This is a genomic window from Paenibacillus sp. cl6col (assembly GCF_900102125.1).
GTDB classification, from domain to species: Bacteria; Bacillota; Bacilli; order Paenibacillales; family Paenibacillaceae; genus Paenibacillus_B; species Paenibacillus_B suaedae.
Genome location: NZ_FNAZ01000002.1, coordinates 629,029 through 653,769, shown reverse-complemented (window position 1 = coordinate 653,769; position 24,741 = coordinate 629,029). Strand labels below are relative to the sequence as shown.

Genomic DNA, 24,741 nt, shown 5'->3' with positions numbered 1-24,741 from the left:
TCTCCTCATAGCATATTTTTGAATTTGGGTTTGACTCGCTTCCCAATTTCCTAGGGAGATGGAAAAAGTCAAACTACATTTCGTTCCTATTCCAGATGTCAGCGATATTCGATAAGTTAATCAAGTGAGGTACACCCTTAGGTCTCTTTTGCAAATGTATGTAAATGAATGTCTTGGATGTTGGATTGGATGGGAAAGTATTCTAATTCAAGGGTGTCATTCCATAAATATTATTCGTTTAATGAGGAATTAGACGTTACGCTGTGAAAATGGAGTTCATCTAAATATGTTTCATATTGACTCTCTAGATTAGCCTTAAAGGTATTGATGAATCGGAGTCCGTCTGCACCATCAAAGAAACGATGATCGAACGTTAACGTAATCGGAAGCATTTTTCTAACCACAATCTCGTCATTCTCGGTGACAACTGCTTTTTTATCCGCACGATATAAGGCAACAATAGCAACTTGGGGATAAAAAATAATTGGCGTTGCGAAGCCTCCCCCTATTGCTCCCACATTACTAATTGTAATTGTTCCCTCTCGTGAATCTGTAAATAACAATTTTCTTGACCTTGCTCTCTCGATGAGATCATTAATCTCGTCAGCCAATGCATCAACTGGTTTTTCATTCACCTGTTTAATATTAGGAATAACGACTCCGTCGTTCGTGTCTACCGCAATCCCAATGTTATGAGCTGGAAAGAGCTTCAATGAACCGTTATGCTCATGAGCGTTAAACAACGGATATTGGCCTAGCGTTAGAGATAATGCTTTCAAAAAGATTGGTGTCAATGTGAAGCGTACGCCATGATTCATCTGTAATCTTTGCTTATGCATGAGCAGATTTGTAATATCCGCCTCTGCATAAACCGTTACATGAGGAATGGTTTGCACTGATTTGGTAACAATATTCGCTATTTCCTTGCGCATGGAGGTCATTGTTACAATCGAATCATCGTGCGAATTGTCCACGACTACGTTCGGATAGGCACCTAGGTTGATGCCAAAATCATTCCATGCAGCCTTCTTTCCCTTCGTCGCGTCCATTGTTAACCACTCGAAATTTACTGCGTCTGACGCTGCTGCCCCCTTCCCGTGATCAATGACAATGATTACATCGTTAACTGTGACGACATCTCCAGGATGATAAGGCAGTTTGTCAATTACCCCTGCAACCGGTGAAGGAAGCACAGTTGTCACCTTATCCGTCTGGACTTCTACAAGCGGCTGATCCTCAACGACGTGTTCTCCTTCTTTGACGAGATAGGCTACAATATATCCTTCAAAAAGTCCTTCACCAAGTTCCGGAAAATAAAATTCATACTTCATAACGGCTCACCTCTCCAGTGAAACTAGCATTTGTTCGATTTCATGAACAATTCTGTCGGTAGACGGCAGATAATAATCTTCGGTTGAAAATTGAGGGATGGGAACGTCGAATCCCGTGATTCGCTTTACTGGAGATTTCAAATTACTGAACATTCGCTCCTGGATCACAGCGACAAGTTCTGCTCCTACACCACCTGTCAATGGAGCCTCGTGTACGATCACGGCCCGCTGCGTTTTCCTTACGGATTCCTGAATCGTCTCGATATCAAACGGATACAAGGTACGAAGATCCACAATTTCCAGACGAATGCCGTGGGACTTCTCAAGCAGCTCCGCCGCTTGAACCACATTCCAAACCATGGAGCCCCAAGAGATAACTGTGATATCTGTTCCTTCTTTCATAACGTTCGCCTTACCAAGTGGAACCGAATATCGATGCTGTGGTACAGGATGACGCACGCTGCGATAAATTTTCATAGGCTCTAGAAATATGACGGGATCATTGCCTTCTGCCGCAGCAATAAGAAGACCTTTGGCATCATAGGGGTTGCTAGGTATGACGACTTTTAACCCTGGTGATTGGAAAAAAAGAGACTCAATGCTCTCCGAATGCAGCTCAGGAGCACGTACCCCAGCCCCAAAGGGAGCTCTTATGATTAACGGAACTTCATATTTGCCTTGTGTCCGCATGCGCAGTCTTGAGAGATGTGACAAGATTTGTTCTAAGGCAGGATAGATAAATCCCAAAAATTCGATTTCGACAATGGGTTTAAGACCATTCAACGCCAAACCAATTCCACAACCTACTATACCGGCTTCAGATAAAGGAGTGTCTACTACGCGCTGATCACCATACTTATGAAACAAGTTTTCGGTCACACGGAAGACACCGCCATTTTTACCGATATCTTGTCCTAGGAGAAGTACCTTGTCATCTTCGGCCAATAACAAATCCAAGGTCTCATTTATTGCCTGAACGAGATTCAAGTCCCTCTGCATATCCAGTCCCTCCGTGAAATCTATTGATGATGCTCTTGCATAAAGCGATTGAAGCTGCTCTCCTGCTCTTGAATATTCCACGGTTTATTGGAAAGCACGTGATTAAACATGATCGCTGGATCCGATTTTGGAATTGTGAGTGCATATTGAATGCCATCATTCACTAATCGTTCCGCTTCTGTAGCAACTTTTTCTTGTACATCTTGATCCAGTACACCCTGTCTGCGCAAATATACTTCTAAACGCAGTATTGGATCTCGTGATTTCCATGACTCACTTTCCTCAGTGCTTCGATAGCGGCTTGGGTCATCAGCAGTCGTGTGAGGACCATATCGATACGTTACCGCTTCTATTAGAGTTGGCCCCTTACCGCTTCTTGCAGCTTCCAAGGCGTTTTTGGTCGCAACATACACAGCAAATACATCATTACCGTCAACCCGAACATTCTCCATTTGATAAGCGATTGCTTTTTGCGCTATGGTTTCACTGGCAGTTTGACGGGAGAACGGAACACTAATTGCATAGCCATTGTTTTGGCAGAAAAACACTACTGGCGCTTTGAAGACAGAGGCCATATTCAATCCTTCATGAAAATCCCCTTCTGAGGTGGCTCCATCGCCAAAGTAAACAAGAGAGCAAGCACGTTCATTCTTATATTTACTAGCCCAGGCAGCCCCTGCTGCCTGGGGAATCTGTGTCGCAATTGGGACATAAGGAGGAAGGATATTTCGGTTATCGGGTGGGACACACCCCTCAATCCTACCCATCCAATACCAAATGATTTTTACCATCTCATATCCGAAGGTCAGCATCGCTGCATGATCTCGATAGGTAGGAAACATCCAATCCTGCTCCATCAGAGCCATAGCGCTTCCGACTTGACTTGCCTCCTGCCCTTCGAACGCAGCATAAGTACCGATTTGGCCCTTTCGCTGCATGTTCACCAGCTTCCGATCAAATACCCGATTTAATACAAGAAGCTTGTACATCTCCATGGCCAATTTCTCGTTGATTACCATATTGTCAATTCGCAATGTGCCATCGAGTTCTAAGATTTGAAATAGACGCTGTTGCTCCATCCAGTCCCCCATAATTATAAAATTTTAAAAACAGCTTTGATAGGTTGCTTCATCACAGGCAAGCAGTCGAAGGTTCATCGTAGCGCGATTTAATCAGCGAGAAGAGCTTCTGGACATGCATTCGATAGAATCTTTGCCCAATGTTTCTCATCCAAACCGTGTTGGCAAATAAACGCATATGCTAATCTTTCTATACCGAAACCAACACATCCAGTTGAAACCCAATCTTCTTCACCACGTTTAATGTTAAATTGCTCACCAAAGAAGTGATCGTGAAAATTAAAAGAGGCTGCTGCAATGGTTCGATCGCTTGCAACTTTTAATCGGAGCTCGTATTTGAGTTCTTGCATTCTTTGATTAAATATTTTCGCCGCCGTATCATGGCTGCAGAAGAATGGATCACTAGCAATCTCGCAGTGTCCTTCCAATCCTAATCTTTGAAACAGAGAAAACGATGATTCCATAAATTTTTGGCGGCTATCCAACACGAAATCTCTGGATCCCATAAACACAATTTCACGTATCGAAAAGTCCCATAGTCTTTCTAAGGTGCGATGATACTTGGATTCATAACGGAACGATTTTCCGATAGCTGTAACGACACGATTTTGGGTTTCAGCATGCTGCGTATTTTGAAATTGATGAAAGGTGTGGTAACACATGGTTGGAGGCAAGCAGTAGTCGACATTTTGACAGTAGGGAAGTAAATAGGAATCGAGTTTGTCGTGAGATTTGTACTCATCAAGGAAATCTTGATAGTTATCAATATCATTATGAAGCCTCGTAACAAACATTAAGAAATGTGGGAACGAATTGAAATATCCGCATTTCTCTAAGGCTTTTGCCGAAATTAATGTTGGATAGCGGTATTCGGTTGCTCCAAATTGAGATATCGTCATCTCTTTAATCAATCGATCTAAGGAATCCATTAAGAGGATCAGCTTATCTCCGAAGCATACCTGGCCTTCCCCCATCTCATAAACCATTTGGTTTTCAAGCAGTTTATCAAATACATCATCCTGAAAGTTCGTCCCGCTTTTATTGGATTCCCAAACAACTCGTGGTGGTATTACCATTTGAAGCAAAATTTCGTTTTCGATCACAGAGATGAGTTTATTTTTAATTTCAACTGGGTCGGTTTCTGGCAAGAGGCTGACCTCAATGCCATCAATCGTACTCTCACCTTTAATCAGTTGAAATTGCTGGATGTTGGCAGAGACGAAAAATATCCGTCTTTCTAACTCCTCGGCGTGGTTAATGGAGATTGGTTTATCAAGTAGAATGCAATGACTATTATTCATCGTAATACTCATTCCTTTCTTCTATTCTGATTGATTTTTCAAATCAGTTTTTTAATAGATGAAATGCATCCTGTGCAATTAAGACCTGCTGAATCTGGGTGCTTCCTTCTACAACCTCCATAATCTTGGCATCCCTCATATATCGCTCAACAGGGTAGTTTCGGCTGCAACCGTTCGCTCCGTGTATTTGAACCGCATCCTTCGCCGCCTTAAAGGCATGGACAGAGGAAAAATATTTGGCCAACGAAGTAGCAAAGGTAGCGGTTACCTCATTCTTGTCCCATAACTGGCCTGCTCTGAAGCAGAGGTGCCTTGCAGCGATCGTATTGGTCACCATATCCGCAATCATTTGTTGAATCAATTGATGCTCTTTCAAATAGTGATCAAATTGTTTTCTGTCCATTACATAGTCTAAGCTCGCATTCAAACAAGCTTGAGCTAAGCCAACGGCTCCCCAAGCTGTACTATACCGTCCATGAGTTAAGCCGTTATTAGCAACAAGTGATAGCCCGAAGCCGACATTACCAACCAAGTTATCGGTCGGCACTCTGCATTCTTCAAAACGCAATTCAGCTAACATGGATCCTTTGAATCCTAACATGCCAGTTATCGGAAGGATGGTTAGGCCCGGTGTATTTCGTTCAACTAACAAGGCTACGGCTTGTCCCTCACATTGTGCAAATACCAAAAAGACATCCGCTCTTTGTGCGAAGGTGATCCAGTTTTTTTGTCCTGTTATAACGTACTCTTCTCCCACTCGTTGAGCTTTCGTTTGAAGGTTTTTGATATCACTTCCGATTTGGGACTCTGTAATCGCAAATGCAGCCATGAGCTCGCCTGAACTCATCCGTGGCAGCCAGTACTGCTTCTGCTCTTGGGAGCCCCACCGTAGAATAGAGGAAGTGACCATCCCTTGAACACCAATGATATTCCGTAAATTTGCACAACCGCGACCAATCTCTTCATTCCATAACCCGTAAGTAATGTAGTCCATGTTAGCCCCATCGTATGCAGCAGGGATCGGTGCTCCCCAGTACCCTTTCTCCATTATCTTCTGAAGCACGGAATCGGGCACACATTCCTCTTGATCAATATGCGCTGCTACGGGTACGACTTCAGAATCAACAAAAGCTTTAAATTCCTCTTGCTTCTCTTTTTGTTGCTTCGTAAGTTCAAGATTTTCGATAAACAAAATATTACCCCTCTTCTTTTTAGTGATGGAGTCTATCGCCTTTCGTTAACCCAAATCTTCATTAACCTCTTGCATGTCATGTCTATCCGGCATCAAGATTTCAATTCCTACATCAATCAAGCGCTCACCACCCGAAAAACTAATCGTAATTTGTGCTCTTCTTTTTCTCTTGTCAATTTTTTTGATCATCCCTTCTAAGCCATATAACGGCCCAGATTGAACACATACCTTGGAATCTTCCACAATAACGTTTGAGTACTCGATAATATTTTCATGATTGATGAGCTGCAGGATCTGTCTGATTTCGCCCTCATCTATTTCGTTGAAAAAATCGTCGCAATTATTGTCTGGATGTCCCACTTCTAAGAGTGATCCCATTGACTTCTGAGCCCTTCGATTAACTTTGTCTAGCATAAACGTTGAATTGCGGAGCAATCGATAGTACTTCGGTATTTTTTTTAGCTCATAATACATGGTCGGAGTCATCTTCGTATGAATCAATAGATAGCCAGGAAATAAAGTTTTGACGACACTGTAAAATTCCCCATCTCTTTTTTCAGGAACTAGCCGTTTCGGAACACATGAATACAAATCTGCTTGGCCGAATTGTGACTTCAAGCATTTCTGAACAATGTCTTCACTGCCCGTTTCCACAAAAAGCGCATACCATCCCATACTATTTCTCCTAATTCAGATTCTGTCCGGATTTGAAATTCAATTATTAACCCGTGAACTATTTTCTATGTAAACCTGTTTACTGCGCTTATGTATCGTTATCGTAGAACAAAAAAAGGATCAGGAATTCATAAGTCGCTCCTCATCCATGTCTACAATATTTTATTAATCCATCATTTTTACTCTAAAGGCATAGCTTCGCCACTAATCTATCTTCTTTAAAAAAATAGACTATTGCCTACAAGAACTATGTACACTAAGAAAAATTAACGTGCCTAAACAACGATTAATCTTTACAGAGTGATTGTAGTAAGTCTTATGTACGCTTAATATATGCCTTTTTCCCTTTTCATCGTCTCATTTTTGCCAAACCCTGTCGTTTCATCAAACGCTTCGACGACAAATTCGACACATAAGGCGACCTTTCTTTGTTATCTATGGTTATATTTAGACATTATACCCTCTTAATGATCTAGTGTAAATATATAGGAGATGACTAAAGTGCGCATTTGAAAACGTTTACTTCAAGCAACTTTGGTTTTGGATTTTCACACTTATTTGCCAAGAAAAGGGTGTCTCGTTTTCATAGTAAAGGGGCTTAAGGAAATCGTCAAGTTCCTATTTTATTTCCTATCAGGAACGCTCACGGTATCAACTTTGTTAAGGCAGCTAAAATAATGACTTAAGATCTAGAGATGACGCTTCACAGCAAACCGATCTTCATGCCTCACATGTGAAATGAGTAAGGGGAACCATGACTGATGAAGGACACTGGGTTCAAGAAATTAAGGAAAATGACCCAATCCAAGAGGGGATACATTGTTTTAATTACGTAAATCATTATGGTGTATTTACTAATTACTGGATGAGTGATATCATTTTCCATGGCAATAAATAACTGAATTTGTAATTGGAGAAATAGATTGAGGAGGAGACAATGTTGAATGTATCCGCTGCGCTTCGTTCACATACATCCTTGTCTAGAACATTATTTATTGTTTATTCCATTTTGACGCTTATTTTTTACTACAGTTATGGAATGCTTGACTATTTCCGACTTAATCATTCGCTAGAACTCGATACTGCCATCCAGTATGAAAAATGGTCATCTACTTTTGGGGCACTATTTTATTATTTATTCTTTATTGCATTACTAACCATCCATTTTGTATATCGCAACAACATAAGCAGCTTACATAATTACTTGGTACTAATTGCCGCGTTATTTATAGGGATGGCTTGCATAAATGCAGTAATTTCTTTTGCCATCCCCTTACCTATGAGTAAGTTTGAACAACCGTTAATCATAGTCACCGTATTGCTTATTACAGACGTGATCGCAATGTGGCTCCGAAACAAAGAAATGACGTAATCGATAAACGACCCCAAGACTCGTACTATTAAAACATGAATCTTGGGGTTACTTGTTATAGGTCTATTAACGAATTGTATATAAAGCTTTGGACCAAGGGATCAATTGGTCTAACATTTGATTAACAGAATCGGCTTGGACTGCTTTTGGTTTGAAATCAGTACCATTTTCAAAATCTGTGAATAGCGACAATGCTGGATGTACACGCACATCTGCAATCAATAGCTCACCCATAATACCGCGCAGATGCTCGGCTGCTCGTGCACCACCTACAGAGCCATAAGATACAATACCCGCAGCTTTGTTATTCCATTCTACACGTAGATAATCCAGTGCATTTTTGAGAGCACCTGTAATGGAATGATTGTACTCTTGTACGATGAATACAAACCCGTCTTGTTTCGCAATCACTTCTGACCAACCTTGTGCACCAGAAGCATCTTGCCCTGGTTCACCTAGTAAAGGCAACTTGTAATCTGCAATATCAATAATTGTATAGTTCGCATCTCCCCGTTGATCTGCAATGTCTTTAACCCATTTTGCCACCTGCGGGCTTACACGACCTTCACGTGTTGATCCTATAATGATTCCGATATTTAATTCTGCCATTGCTTTTTCCTCCTTATTTTTTGAAGTAAAGAACTTGGTTATAAACTTCATCCTTACTCTCACCTTTCAAAACCCATAAATGTTCGAACTCGTATATCTTGAATTCGAGATGTATAGTAACATGATGATTCTCTTTTCGTCAACTTTTCTGCGCTGGGAAATAATTCAGAACATGAATATGTAAGACCACTTGGATGAATGAAATCACTCATAATTTAAAAGGGAATGGAAACAATATGATGTAAAGGAGGTTGCGTATGGAAAGTAATTGCGATTTATTTTCTCCTCAGCAGACTGATGTATATAATCAATTTCAACAGCTGTCCACGAAGATTAAGAGCATGTTGGCGTGCATGGATCAGGAAGATATCGATATTCTAAAAAATCTGAAGTTGCTCTCTAAAATATGTTCTGATACGGGAAAGCTGGTTTCCGCCTATCATTTGAGTCGACTTCTTCATCCCTATACAACGCAATGCAATGAAATTTTCAAAGCCATTAAGCTGCTGAGCGATCAACGGAAAGGTGCCCTTATTATCATTGAAAGAGAAGATAATATAAACGATTTGATCACCGTTGGCACTCCTCTATCCGCAGAGATCTCAAGTACGCTGTTAGTTTCCATTTTCCACACAGGGAGCCCGCTGCACGACGGTGCTGTCTTAATTCAGAAAGATACTATCGTGTCAGCAGCAAACGTACTTCCGCTAACCCGCAAATTATACAAGACCAAGCTCGGTACTAGGCATCGGGCAGCGATTGGATTATCCGAAAATACAGATGCTCTAACCTTCATCGTATCTGAGGAAACAGGTGCGAAATCATTTACCTTTAACGGCTCGTTATATGGATTTGAAATTCCTGACGAGTGAATTTAATCACTATTAGGAGTGCAATGTTGAATATGAAAAAACACAGTATCCATAATGATTTTTCGCAGCTTCGGATCGAAATGAACGAAAGGCTAACGGAAATCGAAAAAAAGGTGAATCAAAATATCGCCACTCTCAGTCATAATGATATTGGCATCATCGACATTGTCCAAAAGTTGTCTAGAGAACTGCTTGAATTGGAAACGACTGCATCGACATACTTACTTAATCGTATGTTGTCCAAGTATACGAGATGCAGTACTGAATTATCTCTAGCCATACATAAACTTAGCCGAAAACGCCAAGAAGCTCTCATTGTAATAGAGGCTGTCGACCCTGTAGCACCGTTTATAAACGGGGGGATACCCATTAATGCGGTAATTACAAGTCAACTATTAGAATCTATATTTCAACCTGATAGTTTGCTTCAAGAAGGAGCTGTTCTCATTCAATCTGATTTGATTGTTTCCGCTTCCAACACCTTGCCATTAACTGAGCAAATTTTTTGGGATCGAGCAGCAGATATCCGGGAGTTATCAGCAATCGGCTTGTCAGAAAAGTGTGATGCATTGATTATATTAATCACGAACGGCGGAACAGCCTATTTCTCATTGGAAGGCAATCTCTTTCCTTTCTCAGCTTCCTGAACAACAACGGACACAATCACACTAATTACTGCCTGCTGCGATCCATTTTGCGACGTCTACGGTACGTTTGGCTTGATGTTTTACTGCAGCCTGAACATCCTCTACCATTTTACCGTTTTGTACAGTTACGCTTGTCCCATAAGGATTTCCCCCGGCTGTAAAAAGGGATGGATCCGTATACCCTGGAGAAACTATAATGGCACCCCAGTGATACATAGCGGTATAGATTCCCAGAATGGTTTGCTCCTGCCCGCCATGGGGATTTTGAGCTGAAGCCATCGCGCTAACCACCTTATTAGCTAACTTGCCATGGAACCATAACTTCCCTGTGGTATCTAAAAACTGTTTCAATTGTCCGGGCATTGTGCCGTGCCCCCTGCTCCTTGCCGCCTTCCGCTGCCCATTGAGCCAAGCGATAATTCGTTCCTGTCATGCTGTAAAAAATAACCGCCAGTTTAACTGCACCCATCCTACTTGCTCCTATTCTTCACTTGGAATCATCATTTACTTCAAAACAAACTTACTATGAGTGTCACCTCCTGATTCATGTTTCATACGTCTTCTTCCATCTACGGCGGGATAGGTTCGGGTCAATCGCAAAAGAATGTTTTTATCCTGGGAGGTTCATTATTGAATCGCTGAATAAATGCCTGAAACCATGAACGCTCCCAAGTAAAAACTGCCCTTACCTATTCGTACGCACAATATGATCGGCTGTTCGAAATGCTAATGCAACCGTAGAATTTGTTGGGTTCGCTGCAGCAAGAACGGGTATCACGCTATTATCAGCGACGTAAAGACCGGAAACTCCATGAATTTCTCCATAACGGTTAGTCGCTGAGGTAGCGGGGTCAGTTCCCATTCGGCAGGTACAAGATTCATGAACATCGCTACCTGGCGGAAATAAGGTAGGCTCCCCATCTAAAATTACTCCCATTGCATTTGCCGATCGAGCAATACCATCACGCATTTGCTGAATCACTGTATAATCTTTGTTGCTATAAGAAAAATCAACTTGGTTTAAAGGCACGCCGTATTCATCTTGACGGTTTGGATCTGAATAAACTCTATTCTCTGGCCGCGACTCCACTAAACCAAAGGCAGCATATACGATACTCAGTTGATCCGGGAGCACTTTATCCTCGAATTGCTGGTATGAGAAGAATTGATTAGGACCTAAGATTTGTATTTGATACGGGGATTCTCTTGTTTCACGTTTCAAGATTGCCAGGTTACCAAGATTATCAGAAAACTGGCTGCGGCTTATTTTACCCGTCCCCAATACAAATGAATGGTTGGTTAAATAACGTCCGATTGCTGCCCCTTGTATGCTCGAATTGAGCAAAATGCGAGGTGTTTCCAATGTACTTGCAGAAATGACAACATTTTTGGCTCGAATGGTATGCGTTTTTTTATCCGGAGATATTACACTTACGCCTGATGCTTTTCCATTTTCGACGAGCACCCGAGTCGTATAGGCATTCACTGCAAGATCAAAAGGTCTATCATTTAGGGCATAAGCAAGAAAATGAATGGAACTGAACCATGCATTAGAATGAATTTCCCCCATACGTGGGCCTGACATATCAATGGCAAGAGGCATATCAGTTGCCTCTAGTACTCCACCTGCATGAAGCCGATTCAAGAGAATCCTTTGCATGGTAGAGCCATCGGCATAAGATGTAGTGCAATGCAATACACGTTCTGCAGTCCTAAAATATGCGTCCAATTCAGCTGGATGAATAGGCCAAGATTGAAGTTGAAACTCTGCGGGTCGAGGACAAGCAGCATTCCAAAACAATGTTCTCCCGCCGAGAGCAAACGTTAACCTAGCTCCTGAAAATTCCGGAAGCCGCTCCCCGATAGGAGTAGAATTATCGGGCCATAATTGATCACGCATACGGTCGACATTCATGGTGGGGATATTTAATGCATGCGAATGAAATAGTTTATCCCCTTTTTCAAGAATCCCAATTCGCTTTGCCCCTTGGTTTTTCCATAACTCGCATAATCTATATAGCATTGCTCCACCACCTGCGCCACTCCCCACAATAAGCACGTCATATTCTGTATTGGCCATTTCATCGAGCGATTTGGTAGGTATCCAATTATTAGGGTACACCCACATATGGATCATTCCTCTCCATCTTAGAGTCCACACCATTTTATTACCCGCTTCTTGTCTCATATTCCAAATTCATTAAGCATTCTGCTCCCTTTCATTTTAATATCTTGATTTCGAGATAATTTGTGTTATACTAACTTTTATAAAGCAGCTCATCATTAATAACTATTAGAAAAGGAGAGCAGCTTTCCAATACGAAGGTCTTCTAAATTGAAAAAGAGGTTATGGGAAACAATAAAAATAAATGCAAAAGGAGCAATTATCATGGAGAAACATTCAACAGGTATTCACCACATCACGGCATTTGCTAGAAACGCGCAAGAAAACATCGATTTTTATGCAGGGATACTAGGTATTCGTCTTGTAAAAAAGACAGTGAATTTCGATGCTCCTGAGGTGTATCATTTTTATTTCGGGAATGAAAACGGAAGTCCCGGAACGATTATGACATTTTTCCCTTGGGAAACGGGACGGAAAGGCCGCGTCGGCGGCGGACAAGTGGGAGTGACAACGTTTGTCGTTCCTACGGGCTCCATGGACTTCTGGGAAGCGCGGTTGCAACATTTCGGTGTACAAACAACCCGAACAAACAGATTTGGCGAACAATACTTGCAATTCTCGGATCATGACGGGCTGCAGCTCGAAATCGTAGAACGAGAGGATGGCCCAAATAGCAAATGGTCTTTTGGAGGAATCCCGGTGGACAAGGCCGTTAAAGGTTTTGGAGGAGCTGTATTGTACAGCACTCATCCGAAGGCAACCTCTGAATTGCTTGAGAACGTGATGGGACTCGAAAAGATCGGAGAAGAAGGAGACTGGATGCGCTTCAAAGGCAGCGCCGATCTGGGCAATGTAATCGACATTAATATCGCACCAATGGAACGCGGCTCGGGCGGTTACGGTACCGTGCACCATATCGCATGGCGCGCCAAAGACTTTGAGGATCATGAGGAATGGAGAGAGCATGTTGCACAAGCTGGCTATCACCCAACTCCGGTCGTCGATCGTCAATATTTCAATGCAATTTATTTCCGTGAGCAGGGAGAAATCTTATTCGAGATTGCTACCGATCCTCCAGGATTCACCCGTGATGAGACATTTGAGGAGCTTGGTACGGATTTGAAGCTGCCTGCACAATATGAACCACACCGGGCACAAATCGAAAAGCTACTGCCTCCTATCCAAGTACGCGAATTGGAGGGGAAATAATTATGCAGCATATTTTTCAAAAAGGCACGGATCCATCAAAGCCTACACTCGTCCTGCTCCACGGTACTGGCGGAACTGAGCATGATTTGCTCCCGGTTGCACAAATCGTATCGCCGGAGTCTTCCGTGCTGAGCATCAGAGGAAATGTACTTGAGCACGGCATGCCTCGCTTTTTCCGCAGATTAAGCGAAGGCGTCTTTGATGAAGAGGATCTTATCTTTAGAACGAATGAGCTGAATGAATTTCTGAATGAAGCAGCGACGAAGTATGAGCTTGATCGCAACAACTTCATTGCAGTCGGCTACTCCAATGGAGCCAATATTGCCGGAAGCCTCTTATTTCACCACCAAGGTTCTCTAAGAGGAGCAGTGTTGCATCACCCTATGGTTCCGCGTCGCGGGCTGAAACTGCCCGACCTGTCCGGTACGCCTGTATTTATCGGTGCAGGAACGAACGATCCGATTTGCGCACCGCAAGAGACGGAAGAACTGCAGACGCTGTTAACCCAAGCAGGTGCACATGTAACCGTACATTGGGAGCAGCAAGGCCATCAATTAACGCATTCTGAGGTTCATGCAGCCTCATCTTGGTTGCAAAGCCATATCAATCAGGGGTGAGCCCATGCTAACCATTTATCCGGAGGAGCAAACCGAGCGGGATAATTATAAACTGCTAATCGGCAGTATCCTTCCAAGACCGATCGCGTTCATCACAACATTGTCAGCTGAAGGCGTATTAAATGCCGCACCTTATAGCTATTTCAATATCATCTCTGCCAATCCGCCCATGGTTTCTGTATCTGTTCAAAGGAAAAATGGCGTTCGCAAAGATACATCTAGAAATATGATGGAAACGGGCTCGTTTGTTGTTCATATATCGGATGAGGATTACATCGAGGCAATCAATCTAACCGCGGCCAATCTTCCGCCAGATGAGAGCGAAGTGGACTTCGCTCAACTTACTTCCATCCCAAGCACCAAGATTAAGGTTCCAGGGATTGCCGAAGCCAAAATCCGCATGGAATGTACGTTAGAGCAATCTCTTGCTCTCGGCGGATCGCCTTCGTCTCCAGCATGTGATCTCATTATCGGGAGAGTCGTGTGCTTTCACATTGCGGAAGAATTGGTTGAGGGCGGGCGTATCGATGCACAACGATTAAAGCCAGTGAGCCGATAAGCCGGTAACAACTACTCGAAGTTAGGTGAAATCTTTAGCATTGATCGACCCAATTAATTGATAGTTTTGAGTTCGCAACCCTACAAATCAATGAATCACAATATCTTTAATCATAGTAAAGGCTGCCAAAATGATTGGCAGCCTTTCTTCACGTATTGATATTTTTTCATTTCCTACAAAAAAAATCGGAATTTAGTGTTTACAAGAATCCGATGTTGAGTTATATTTAACATAACTTCCAGATATTACTTGCAAAACTATCAGAGGAGTTGAATCCGTTTGAAGAAATTACTTATGTCATTATCAGTACTGGTCGCCCTGGCTACAGCAGCACCTGCATATGCTTCCACTGCACCTGTCGATGCTGTCAAGCCTGAGGTTCAACAAACACAGAAGTTCGTTAAGTACTTTGCACTTCGTCCCAATGAACTGAGCTCACTGGAAGGGATCTATTTGAAGAAAGGCCAACAGCTTACGGTCTATGCACAAGGGAGCTATTCGTACTTTTCGGTATATGACTCGAGCAATCATCTCGGGACATTTTTCAACAGCAATGTAGGAAGAATTTTCACTGCGACTGAAGACGGGTATCTGTATTTGCAGTTTGCGGCACCTTCCACCTATACAATCAACCACATCACGGCTACTTATTTCATTAATTGACCTTAGGTTGATATAATACCGACCACATTTCTTGCAAAAACAAGAAATGGATCTGCTAGAAATGAAGACAGCGACTGTCATGGACATAAATAGTCCACGGCTGTCGCTGTTTTTTCGTAGTAAGAAGTGAACATTAGTATTTCAAGAACGTAACCGTAAATTTCGTATACTCATATCTCTCACTTTCCACCTTAATCAAGGCTTGATGCGCTTCGATAATAGATTTGGCTAAGGCCAAGCCAATCCCTACCGAATCATGCTTTTTGGAGCCTCTGGCTTTGTAGAATCGTTCAAAAATATGTGGCAATTCCTCAGCAGCAATTCCCTCTCCGAAGTCTTGAATCACAAGCTCTGTATAAATCGGTGTATCTTCGATTGCAATCTTAATCTTCTCACCCGGTTCGGAGTGTTCTATCGCATTCTTCAGCAGATTCAATAATGCTTCCTGCATCCATACTTTATCGTGAACAACGACGACTTCCTCCGGGGTATGCCAATCAATCGATATATGCTGATTGGTAATCATGCTCTGTAAGCGATCTAGAGCGTCCTCAATGGTCTCTACTAAATTGGCCGATTCTTTCTCAAATGAAATAGCTCTTGCATCGATTTTCGCTACCTTCAACAAATTGTGAATCAACACATTCATTCTTGAGATCTGCACATCATTATTTCCCAACAGTTGAACTTGTTGCTGGCGCGGTAAACTGTCATTCATCATCATCTCATTGTAGATAGATATCGTGGAAAGCGGTGTTTTTAATTGATGAGATATATCCTGCAGCATTTGTACTAGAAATGCCCTCTCATCACGTAAATCCTGCATGCTTTTGCGAATAATATCTTTCATCGAACGAAAGGAAACTGCCAGTTTCGCGAGATCCCCTTCTTTGTTCTCATTAATAACAACCGAATAATCCCCATCGATTATTCTTTTGGCAGCCGAAGTAAGCTGTCTAATTTTCTGGAAGATCATCTTGTGCTGTAAATAGCTTGCCAGAAGCAGAATACATCCGAAACACACCAATCCCCAAAACATAAATTGGTTATGGCTAACAATATGATTATTTAGAAGTGGGAAAAGCTGTGACTCCAGACCTTCATATAGTCCATAATGCCTTAAAATCTCTCTCCCTTTTTCCTGATATAGAATGGAGTCCGTAGAATGGCTAGTTAAGACTTTCAAAATTTCCGCTTCATTCTCAGGGTTTTGCTCAACCAATCTTGCGGTAATTTCCCCCCAAGATGCAATGGAATCGCTTTTCAATTGATTGTAGAACAGTTGTTGGGTAATGAATTGATAAACGGTAAATAACGTTAACAGAACGGCCAGTATCGTGATATAGCCTTTCAACTCGATATTTTTCATCATCTTACTCTCTGCTCACATCCTTGCTCCAGCGGTAGCCCAATCCTCTTTGTGTGACGATAAACTGCGGATTTCTCGGATCATCTTCTACTTTATCTCGCAATCGTCGAATGTATACAGATAACGTATTTTCATCAAAGAAAACCTCATCACCTTCCGTTATATTCATAAGGAGCTCATCTCTTTTCAGTGCTTTGTGGGCGTTCATCATGAATGTGAGAAGAAGTTTATATTCTAAATTCGTTACCGGAATGCTCTCTTGATTTTTGTACGCCTTGACTAGGTTCATATCGATTTTGATATTCTCAGATGTTAAGATCGTGGAAGTAGTCCCTAGACGCGCTTGCTTGCGCAATTGCACTTTCACTCTGGACATGAGTTCCTTCACGCGAAAGGGCTTCGTAATATAATCGTCCCCACCAATATCCAGTCCCATGACCACATTTGCTTCTTCATCAAGGGCGGTTAAGAAAATAACTGGTGTATCGCTATGTTTTTTAAAATGCATGCATAAATCATAGCCATTTCCATCTGGAAGGCCGATATCTAGAATAATTAAATGAAAAGTACGATGATCAAACTGCTGCTTCGCTTCTCTGACACTAGATGCTTTGACCAGCTCATACCCCTCATTTTTCAATGAAAATTCGATAGCTAGACCAAGAGCATCATCATCTTCAACCAGCAATATGTTGCTCAACGCGTGGCCTCCTCCTCTTTCTATTTCAGCCATAGGCCAACAAAATCAGAATAGCCTGACTATACACATAGCCAGGCCCTTCGTATTATTCTTCCCTGATCACATCAATAATATTATCCTTTTGGATTTTGCGCAGCGGAATCAGAACTGATACATAACTGATGAACAATGCAGCAGCAAACGTAATGAGACAAGCCGAATAAGGAATCGTCCATTCAAGCTTCTTGATACCGGAAACAGCCAAATATAATATATAAGAAAGTATACAACCGAAAAATATCCCTTGTAAACTTCCAGAAACACCATAAATGAGCGCTTCATAGATAATCATTTTTTTCAGATCTTTTTGCGACATGCCTATTGATTTTAATGCAGCCAGTTCTTTTCGTCTAATGATGATACTGATCGTAATCGTATTAATGATATTCACACTGCCAATCAGAGAAATAACCGCAATAAAACCATATACGAGCACTTTAATCACAAGCTCTGATTCTTTCCTTGTTTTATTCTCGTCCAGCTGATTAACGATTGTAATCGAGTGCTTGGTTCCAACGGTCTGCTGGATGTCCGCAACTGTCGCGCTAGATTGATTGACATCCTTCAATTTGATTCGAAAACTAGCGTCCTGTTGGCTAACTTCAGATACATTACTAAGCGACTTCAACTGCTCCATAACTTGTTGTCTTGCTGATGTCTTACCATGTATATCATCTTGCAGATAGATGGTTAGATCCGATTTCGTGGACTCATTGTTCACGTATTTGGTTGCAAATGCGATATCCATAATCGACGAAAAAGTAATAAACAATACACTACTTATAATGATGGATAAGATGGTAATCGTATATCGATTTTTATTTCTTTTTACATTTTTCAAGGCCAGGCTCATTGGAAAAGAAACCGGCTTTTTCAGCACCGTATTTTTTTGTTTTTTGATCGATTCTTTCCTTATCGATAACCTGCTGCTGATTGCCAGCAAGGGAGATATTCTGCCTGCAAAAAAAGCAGGATAATAGCTGGACGCCAGCACCGCTGTCAGGGTAATGAGCGAACTGATCAATATGATCGACCAATCGATATGTAAGAACGAGACGCTTGCACCCGTTTCTAATAACAGGTAGAAAATGAACTGTAGAGCTGCAAGTGCCAGGATGCTGCATACAATCCCAATCGGGATCGCGATAACAGCCAGTACAGCAGCCTCTCTCATGACGATGTGTCGAATCTGCTTGCGCGTAGCGCCAATACTTCGGAGCAATCCGAACTGTTTCATCCGCTCAACGACACTAATTTGAAAAGCGTTATAGATGACGACAGCTGTCGCAACCACAACGATACTGATGACGATGACGAGCACGGCCAAAATCGAACGATTCGACTGCGGCTTCAACACTCTGATCAATTCTTCATTGATCACCAGCTTCTCAGTTCCCGTAAATGATTTGATCTCGTCCAAAACTTCATTAAAGTTCGCGTTATGGTTGATTGTAATTAATATTTGGCCTTCACCGATGGCAAAATCATGCTTATAGGTTAATAAGCGGCCAACTTTACTTTTCTGTGTAAACTCGCGATTGTCGAGCAACCCAACAAGTTTATAGGTTTCTCCATCCAATTGAAAGGATTCTCCGAGCTTAAGATTTTTATTAATATAAGGAAGCGTCCATGAATCTACAGCCGCCTCATGCTCATTTGCAGGTAATTGGCCATCCAAAAGGCTATAGGGTAAAAACTCCATTGCACGATGATCGGCGAAACTCATTTGTACCGAAACGTCCCCAAGTGGGATTGTTTTGCCCTGAGACATCAATCCATACGATGCGATTTGAGGATTATATCTGATTTTATTCAATATTGCTTCATCGTAATTGGATATGCCGACATGAAACGAAAACCCATTCAGCTTTTTGATGTTTTCAATTTGGGAGAGCTGCGATCCTCTCATAAACAGGCCAATCGTGGAAATTAACGCTACAGAGAGTATGATTCCGACCAGGGTCAAGATGGTTCGCTTGATATTCCCTTTTAAATATCGGCTGCTTAGTTGTTTGTAACTGCTGATCAACTTCATTCTCCTCCAGTCTATGCCTGATTCGCAGCTAGCCGTTGATCTGAAATGATACTACCGTCTTCGATCGTAATGACCCGGTCGGAAGCCGATGCAATCGATAAATCATGCGTAATCAACACAATGGTTTGATTGTATTTCTTCGCTGTCAAACGTAATAAATCCATGACTTCCTTCGTATTTTTCGTATCTAGGTTGCCTGTGGGCTCATCGGCCAGTATCAAATGCGGACGATTGATAAGCGCTCTGCCAATGGAGACCCGTTGCTGCTGGCCGCCAGATAGTTCGGAGGGCAGATGAGTCTTCCGTTCATGAAGCCCTAGAGTTTCTATAATTTCATCGAGATACGTCATATCTACCTGTTCATTATCTAATATCGAGGGCAAAGCGATATTTTCCTGAACATTTAATACCGGAATCAAGTTAAAGAATTGAAAAATGAATCCGACTTTTCTTCTTCTGAATATCGAAAGCTCATCATCCGAATAATCGTAAATACTATTTTCCCCAATGAATACTTGTCCTGAAGTCGGCCGATCCAACCCTCCTAATATATGCAGCAGTGTGCTTTTCCCGGAGCCGGACACACCTACGATGGAGACAAATTCTCCTTGTTGAATCGAGAGGGAAATCCCTTTTAACGCGTCTACCCTACTATTGCCTTCGCCATAGCTCTTCACTACATTTTCCATGCGTACAACTTCCATACTGTCACCCACTTATCATGTAAAGTTCAAACTCTTACACTTAATCTTGAACATCTACAAAGTTTACTTTGTCTTCGCTATCTGGATACACACTTCTGACTTCATCCAAAATCTTGTTCACCTTCTCTTTATTTTTATAATCGTAGCTGTATCTTTGGAAATGAATTAATGAGAGCGTTGACTCTGCTTCCTTTAATTTGTTGTAAGTTTGGTCGTCAACAATAACAAGATCCATAGTTGGCATATACCCGATCCACGCCTGATGTTTCACATACTGTACAGGCACCATCTGACCATTCAAATCGATTTGGTTATTCTTCGTTTCGTCAAACAAAGAGAATAACAAGTTTTTACCATTCGATAATTCTTTGATGGAGGTAACTGGATCTGAAAGAATAGACACACTGCCAGGTTCTTTTCTGGCTCTAATAATCCCCTTCTTCATGAATTGCTCAGCTGTAGAACGAGTAATAACCGAATACTTGATATACCGAGTTGAAAATTCTTCACCCGTTTCATCCCGATCTTGCTCTGCAATTTTTGTAGTTATTGTTGTTGTAACCAATTTCATTTTGTAGTCAACCATTTCTTTGCTTACATCTTTGTACTTCTCTTTGACTTTGCTCACATCTTGATTCGTTCCAATCACTACAATTCCATCGGCCGGTTGCGATGGTCCTTCTATATAACGTTTTACCCCAAATCCTATTCCTGCAAAAATAGCGATAACCAACACGAAACCAATTATTTTTTTCATCCTGTCTGCTCCTTTTATCAAATTCATCTGATGTCTGGATTATAGATGACTTTGCTTCTCAAGTTAATGACTCTTGTCTAACCATTTTCATCATTTTCCTTACTTTTTAGTAAGAATCGAAATGAACACGTGACTTTTCCAGATAAAATAGCGACAGTCATGGACCAAAATTGCCCGAGACTGCCGCTGTTTTATGTGTTTACGGACTTCTCTATTGAATACCACGCATTTCAAATCGAACTATTCACTCGGCATAAAGCCAGATCCAAAAGCTTTCCTCATCTTCTGTTGAACAAGAAGCGCAGCTTCATAAGAATCAGCCGTGACAATAAAGTCCACATTCTCCTTCATCTCTTTGAAACACTCTATGTTTATATCCTGAAAATCATCATCAAACCAAATCATACCTGCCCAGATAGCTCCTTCCTCTTTATACTTTTTGAGGTCTGGGCTATGATAAAGCAAGCTTCCTGAATTAATCCCTTTTATTTTTTCAAATATATACGTATCTAATGATATATACTTGTTCGAAATATCGATGCCGTCAATTCGAATGGAACCTACGAATTTATGTTGTCGTAGAAAAGGCCGAACTAATGTCCCGGATATGTAAATCGAGGTTTTCTTAAAAGATGAAGGGTCTTTCTCATTATAAGTTATAGCAGATCGAACCACATCGATCTTCTTAGGAAATTGGTAGACTTCTAAGAATATGAACGTTGGGATTCCAAATACAATTAGCACTGATAATAAGATGATTAAGGTAGTTTTGAATGTATTATTCAAATGTGGTTCAACTCCTATATGAAGTAATATAGATGAACTGAAATACATATTTAACCATTCCGCTCAGAACTTGGAATTCCTTCAACCTCACTGTTTGATTAAGATCTATATGCAAATCATTTGGTCATATGAAAAAAAGCAAAAGAAGCCGATTTTCTATTTCAGAAAATCGGCTTCTGTCTCTATGCAGTAACACTTCTAGTTGCTATGCGTTTACATTGCTTACTCACTCGAAATTCGTCTGCTCACGATAACCATAATAGCTGCCAGCACGAAGAAGTACATAGGCATCGTCACTAATGAGTCATTATGCAAATAGCTCATTCCGCTCGTAATCAGACTCACGATGAGATAATACCCTAATCCAAAAATAGCTCCTGCTGTCCCCAATACATCGCTGTAGCGCACCAGCGCCAAGCTTAAGCAGTTCGGAATCGCCATACCGATACCGAGCAGCAGGATGAAGATACAGGCGACAAATACACCCATGGACAACAGCGATGAGCTTAATCCACTAAGCGTAAACCCGACCAACGCTCCTGCACCGAGTGCGGTTACAAGACAGCCGATCAGAATGATCTGCTCTGGCTTATAGGTGGACAATAGTCTTTTCGACAACATGGCTCCTACTATTGATGACAACGCAACAAAAATACCAAAGAAGCCATAGATGCCGGGCGTCATCTCATAGTATTCAATAAAAACGAAAGGAGCTTCTGCATAGTAACTGAACAGAATGCCATTTGTTGCGCCGATTAGAAAGCCAAATGCCCATACCCTGCCGTCTGCAATGAGGCGCTTGACGACAGCTATTGTATTCACATTCGAAGTCGTCGTAGCAACTCTCGTCTCAGGCAAAGAAGCGAACGTGTACGCGAATATTGCCACACTCATCACAACAAGGGTTAGAAATACAGCCCTGAAGCCTAGCGACTGGTCGACCCAGCCTCCAATCAGCGGCCCTAGAGCGGGTGTAAAGGCAAGAGCTGCTGAGATTTGAGCAAATACAGCATGACGCTTCGAGCCATCGATGCTTTCTCGCAAGATCGTTTGCGTCACAACCGAGCCTGTACTTGCACCAAATGCCTGAATGAACCGACTTACCAATAGCCATTCCACGGAACCTGACAGGTAACAGCCTAGGCTACCGATTCCATATACGAAAATGCCCCACAGCATAGCAGGACGTCGGCCAATTGCATCCGATAACCTTCCCCAGCACAACACGCCAAACGCAAAACCAAGAAAATAAATGCTGAGCGTAAGCTGAATCATGTTGTTGCTTGCCTGCAATTGACTAGCAATATCCGGCAAGGAAGGCGTGTATATCGTTTCACTGATTTGTGGAAATCCCACAAGAATAATAAACAAAAGCAATGATGGAGTTGAGATTTTTTGTGCCAAGTTGCATTCCCCCTATAATTTCGGAAATCTCAATTACATCATCGAAATGTCAGGGTATCGGGGGTTTGCATTTGATTAATCTTGCAAATGAGAGTGCCATAATAAGTGATCACCTTACAATGTTATAGGGGGTAAATATATTGAGGATTATATCAGAATCCTGTAAATATTACCACGCATGAACAAGTTTGTATTAGTAACCTTCTTGCTTACGCCGTCTCCAACTTCTCTCAAATTACATCTACTATAATAGAGTAGATCAAAGAATGGGGGTCATGATTGATGAGCAAGCATCTTTCCTTATTAACATGGAATATGTATTTGGGCGCAGATACCTCCCCACTATTTACAGCACCGCCCGTGTTGATACCAGAGCGAGTAACCGAGGTGTTCCGCCAGTTTCTCGCGACAAATATCCTCACTCGGGTGAAATCCATAGCACGTCAGATTGCTAGCAAGAAACCGGACTTTATTAGCCTGCAGGAAGCAGAACGAATTCAGCTTGTGATCCCAAGCTTTCGAACCGTCACGTATGACTTTATCAGCTTACTACTGAAGGAACTGCGGGAACTCGGCTTGCGTTATAAAGTGGCAGCTGTCAATCATAATTTCTCGGCAGAGCTTCCGGATAGTCATGGCAACACTGTTCGATTTCTTGATAGAGATGCTATTTTGATCCGCACAAGCAGCAAGCTTAAGATCGTTCAAAAGACTGAAGCAAATTTCAATACGAATCTTGTTATTCAAATTGGTGGGCAACCTTTTGTAGTGGTACGAGGATGGTCTTCCATTGATGTGTGTTGGCATGGGCGTACATTTAGAATCATTAATACTCATTTGGAACCACTCGCACCAGCTATACAGGTTGCACAAGCACAGGAGATTATTGATGGGCCAGGAAATAGCCAACTTCCCTTGATTGTTACAGGGGACTTGAATTCAAATGCAGATGGCAGCGGAACCCCCACCTACGGCTTATTTATAGCAGATGGTTTCCATGACACGTGGGTAGAAGTCGGTAAAGGCAATGGATTTACTTGCTGTCAAGACGCCGACCTATTGAATAATCAATCTTCCTTACTCTCCAGAATCGACTACATTCTTTTCAAAAATGGATGGATACCCCTCAAGGCAGATAATGTTGGAGAGAAGCAGCAAGATCGAACCGAAACAGGACTGTGGCCTTCCGATCATGCGGGAGTTTCCGCAGCATTGAAGCTGAACAAAAATTGTTACTAATCTAGATTGGACAGAATACTCTTCAACAGAGGCATTTTCAATGAGCATCCCTCCTCTGAACGGGCATGCGCTCATGAAAATGCCTTTTTATTCACCTATTTCAATGAGTGACGTCCCTTCCACAGTACTCCAATCACAAATGAATTCAAGCGTACGCTTATCACACAGCTCGAAGGAATCAAGTGCAGAAATCAGAATTACCAATATTTACGCATGATAAATATGATAAAAATCACCTTCTATTGTGAAATACATCACAAACACTAAGTTGAAAGTAGATTAAAATTGAAATGAACATCAAACAAATACTCTTTCAGCACGAAACAGCACCCAATAGCCGTCAGTCAATAACGGGAAAATTGGAGTACATAGCCACCCAATATCTGGTTTGCTTCGTCTGATTTCATTCGGGGGGGTATTGAAATTATGTTCATTTATAAAGAGATAGAAAGTGGAGG

The 24,741-nt window shown here is 41.8% G+C and carries 23 protein-coding genes and 1 pseudogene; 8 read left to right on the top strand and 16 right to left on the bottom strand.

What is annotated here, in order from left to right; genetic code table 11:
- Nucleotides 1-230: 230 nt before the first annotated feature.
- The 6 genes from BLS15_RS07095 to loaP all read right to left on the bottom strand — a co-directional run bounded on the left by BLS15_RS07095 (nt 231) and on the right by loaP (nt 6,577).
- Entirely contained in the window at nt 231-1,331 is a 1,101-nt protein-coding gene (locus BLS15_RS07095; RefSeq protein ID WP_028532986.1) for a dihydrolipoamide acetyltransferase family protein, read from the bottom strand.
- 6 nt (nt 1,332-1,337) lie between these two features.
- Nucleotides 1,338-2,330 carry an alpha-ketoacid dehydrogenase subunit beta gene (locus tag BLS15_RS07090; protein ID WP_028532987.1) on the bottom strand — a complete coding sequence of 331 codons (993 nt, stop codon included), beginning with the start codon at nt 2,328-2,330 and terminating at the stop codon, nt 1,338-1,340.
- Nucleotides 2,331-2,350: 20 nt separating this feature from the next.
- Nucleotides 2,351-3,409 (bottom strand): pyruvate dehydrogenase (acetyl-transferring) E1 component subunit alpha, encoded by a 1,059-nt coding sequence (pdhA, locus tag BLS15_RS07085; protein WP_028532988.1) that lies wholly within the window; start codon nt 3,407-3,409, stop codon nt 2,351-2,353.
- A gap of 89 nt (nt 3,410-3,498) precedes the next feature.
- Nucleotides 3,499-4,722 carry a class-II aminoacyl-tRNA synthetase family protein gene (locus BLS15_RS07080; protein WP_139170646.1) on the bottom strand — a complete coding sequence of 408 codons (1,224 nt, stop codon included), beginning with the start codon at nt 4,720-4,722 and terminating at the stop codon, nt 3,499-3,501.
- 31 nt (nt 4,723-4,753) lie between these two features.
- Entirely contained in the window at nt 4,754-5,902 is a 1,149-nt protein-coding gene (locus BLS15_RS07075; protein WP_231515144.1) for an acyl-CoA dehydrogenase family protein, read from the bottom strand.
- A 45-nt stretch (nt 5,903-5,947) separates the two neighbouring features.
- Nucleotides 5,948-6,577, bottom strand: coding sequence for an antiterminator LoaP (gene loaP, locus BLS15_RS07070; RefSeq protein WP_051614137.1), 630 nt, complete (start codon nt 6,575-6,577; stop codon nt 5,948-5,950).
- 937 nt (nt 6,578-7,514) lie between these two features.
- Here loaP and BLS15_RS07065 point away from each other — a divergent pair.
- Nucleotides 7,515-7,949, top strand: a complete 435-nt coding sequence (locus tag BLS15_RS07065) for a hypothetical protein (RefSeq protein WP_028532990.1) — start codon at nt 7,515-7,517, stop codon at nt 7,947-7,949.
- A gap of 66 nt (nt 7,950-8,015) precedes the next feature.
- Here BLS15_RS07065 and BLS15_RS07060 read toward each other — a convergent pair whose 3' ends face one another.
- Nucleotides 8,016-8,558, bottom strand: a complete 543-nt coding sequence (locus BLS15_RS07060; RefSeq protein WP_036667277.1) for an NADPH-dependent FMN reductase — start codon at nt 8,556-8,558, stop codon at nt 8,016-8,018.
- A gap of 257 nt (nt 8,559-8,815) precedes the next feature.
- On the opposite strand from BLS15_RS07060, the gene BLS15_RS07055 reads away from it, so the two are divergent.
- Both BLS15_RS07055 and BLS15_RS07050 read left to right on the top strand, forming a co-directional pair.
- Nucleotides 8,816-9,430: a diadenylate cyclase gene (locus BLS15_RS07055; RefSeq protein ID WP_021260955.1), complete on the top strand. Its 615-nt coding sequence runs from the start codon at nt 8,816-8,818 to the stop codon at nt 9,428-9,430.
- A gap of 32 nt (nt 9,431-9,462) precedes the next feature.
- Nucleotides 9,463-10,077: a diadenylate cyclase gene (locus tag BLS15_RS07050; protein ID WP_036667278.1), complete on the top strand. Its 615-nt coding sequence runs from the start codon at nt 9,463-9,465 to the stop codon at nt 10,075-10,077.
- A 21-nt stretch (nt 10,078-10,098) separates the two neighbouring features.
- Here the strand turns inward: BLS15_RS07050 and BLS15_RS07045 are convergent.
- A pseudogene (locus BLS15_RS07045) lies at nt 10,099-10,546 on the bottom strand (NAD(P)H:quinone oxidoreductase, type IV).
- A 216-nt stretch (nt 10,547-10,762) separates the two neighbouring features.
- Complete coding sequence (locus tag BLS15_RS07040) at nt 10,763-12,265, bottom strand: GMC oxidoreductase (RefSeq protein WP_254777299.1); 1,503 nt, start codon at nt 12,263-12,265, stop codon at nt 10,763-10,765.
- 201 nt (nt 12,266-12,466) lie between these two features.
- On the opposite strand from BLS15_RS07040, the gene BLS15_RS07035 reads away from it, so the two are divergent.
- The 4 genes from BLS15_RS07035 (at nt 12,467) to BLS15_RS07020 (ending at nt 15,250) form a co-directional block, all read left to right on the top strand.
- Nucleotides 12,467-13,411 (top strand): ring-cleaving dioxygenase, encoded by a 945-nt coding sequence (locus BLS15_RS07035; RefSeq protein WP_090510640.1) that lies wholly within the window; start codon nt 12,467-12,469, stop codon nt 13,409-13,411.
- Nucleotides 13,412-13,413: 2 nt separating this feature from the next.
- On the top strand, nt 13,414-14,028 hold the full coding sequence (locus tag BLS15_RS07030; protein WP_021253758.1) for an alpha/beta hydrolase: 615 nt from the start codon (nt 13,414-13,416) through the stop codon (nt 14,026-14,028).
- A gap of 4 nt (nt 14,029-14,032) precedes the next feature.
- On the top strand, nt 14,033-14,587 hold the full coding sequence (locus tag BLS15_RS07025; RefSeq protein WP_090510637.1) for a flavin reductase family protein: 555 nt from the start codon (nt 14,033-14,035) through the stop codon (nt 14,585-14,587).
- Nucleotides 14,588-14,866: 279 nt separating this feature from the next.
- Nucleotides 14,867-15,250 carry a hypothetical protein gene (locus tag BLS15_RS07020; protein ID WP_021253760.1) on the top strand — a complete coding sequence of 128 codons (384 nt, stop codon included), beginning with the start codon at nt 14,867-14,869 and terminating at the stop codon, nt 15,248-15,250.
- Nucleotides 15,251-15,383: 133 nt separating this feature from the next.
- On the opposite strand, the gene BLS15_RS07015 is transcribed toward BLS15_RS07020, so the two are convergent.
- The 7 genes from BLS15_RS07015 to BLS15_RS06985 form a co-directional block, all read right to left on the bottom strand.
- The gene (locus tag BLS15_RS07015) at nt 15,384-16,619 is read right to left on the bottom strand and encodes a HAMP domain-containing sensor histidine kinase (RefSeq protein ID WP_175460740.1); all 1,236 of its coding nucleotides are present in this window, start codon (nt 16,617-16,619) and stop codon (nt 15,384-15,386) included.
- 4 nt (nt 16,620-16,623) lie between these two features.
- Nucleotides 16,624-17,319, bottom strand: coding sequence for a response regulator transcription factor (locus BLS15_RS07010; RefSeq protein ID WP_021253762.1), 696 nt, complete (start codon nt 17,317-17,319; stop codon nt 16,624-16,626).
- A gap of 85 nt (nt 17,320-17,404) precedes the next feature.
- A complete protein-coding gene (locus tag BLS15_RS07005) occupies nt 17,405-19,387 on the bottom strand; it encodes an ABC transporter permease (RefSeq protein ID WP_028532997.1) in 1,983 nt (660 codons plus the stop codon).
- Between the two features lie 17 nt (nt 19,388-19,404).
- The gene (locus BLS15_RS07000) at nt 19,405-20,097 is read right to left on the bottom strand and encodes an ABC transporter ATP-binding protein (protein WP_028532998.1); all 693 of its coding nucleotides are present in this window, start codon (nt 20,095-20,097) and stop codon (nt 19,405-19,407) included.
- A 40-nt stretch (nt 20,098-20,137) separates the two neighbouring features.
- On the bottom strand, nt 20,138-20,854 hold the full coding sequence (locus BLS15_RS06995; RefSeq protein WP_021253765.1) for a lipoprotein BA_5634 family protein: 717 nt from the start codon (nt 20,852-20,854) through the stop codon (nt 20,138-20,140).
- A gap of 240 nt (nt 20,855-21,094) precedes the next feature.
- On the bottom strand, nt 21,095-21,640 hold the full coding sequence (locus BLS15_RS06990) for a hypothetical protein (RefSeq protein ID WP_021253766.1): 546 nt from the start codon (nt 21,638-21,640) through the stop codon (nt 21,095-21,097).
- A 222-nt stretch (nt 21,641-21,862) separates the two neighbouring features.
- Nucleotides 21,863-23,044, bottom strand: a complete 1,182-nt coding sequence (locus BLS15_RS06985; RefSeq protein ID WP_090510630.1) for a multidrug effflux MFS transporter — start codon at nt 23,042-23,044, stop codon at nt 21,863-21,865.
- A 282-nt stretch (nt 23,045-23,326) separates the two neighbouring features.
- On the opposite strand from BLS15_RS06985, the gene BLS15_RS06980 reads away from it, so the two are divergent.
- Nucleotides 23,327-24,283 (top strand): endonuclease/exonuclease/phosphatase family protein, encoded by a 957-nt coding sequence (locus tag BLS15_RS06980; protein ID WP_090510628.1) that lies wholly within the window; start codon nt 23,327-23,329, stop codon nt 24,281-24,283.
- The last annotated feature ends 458 nt before the right edge of the window (nt 24,284-24,741 follow it).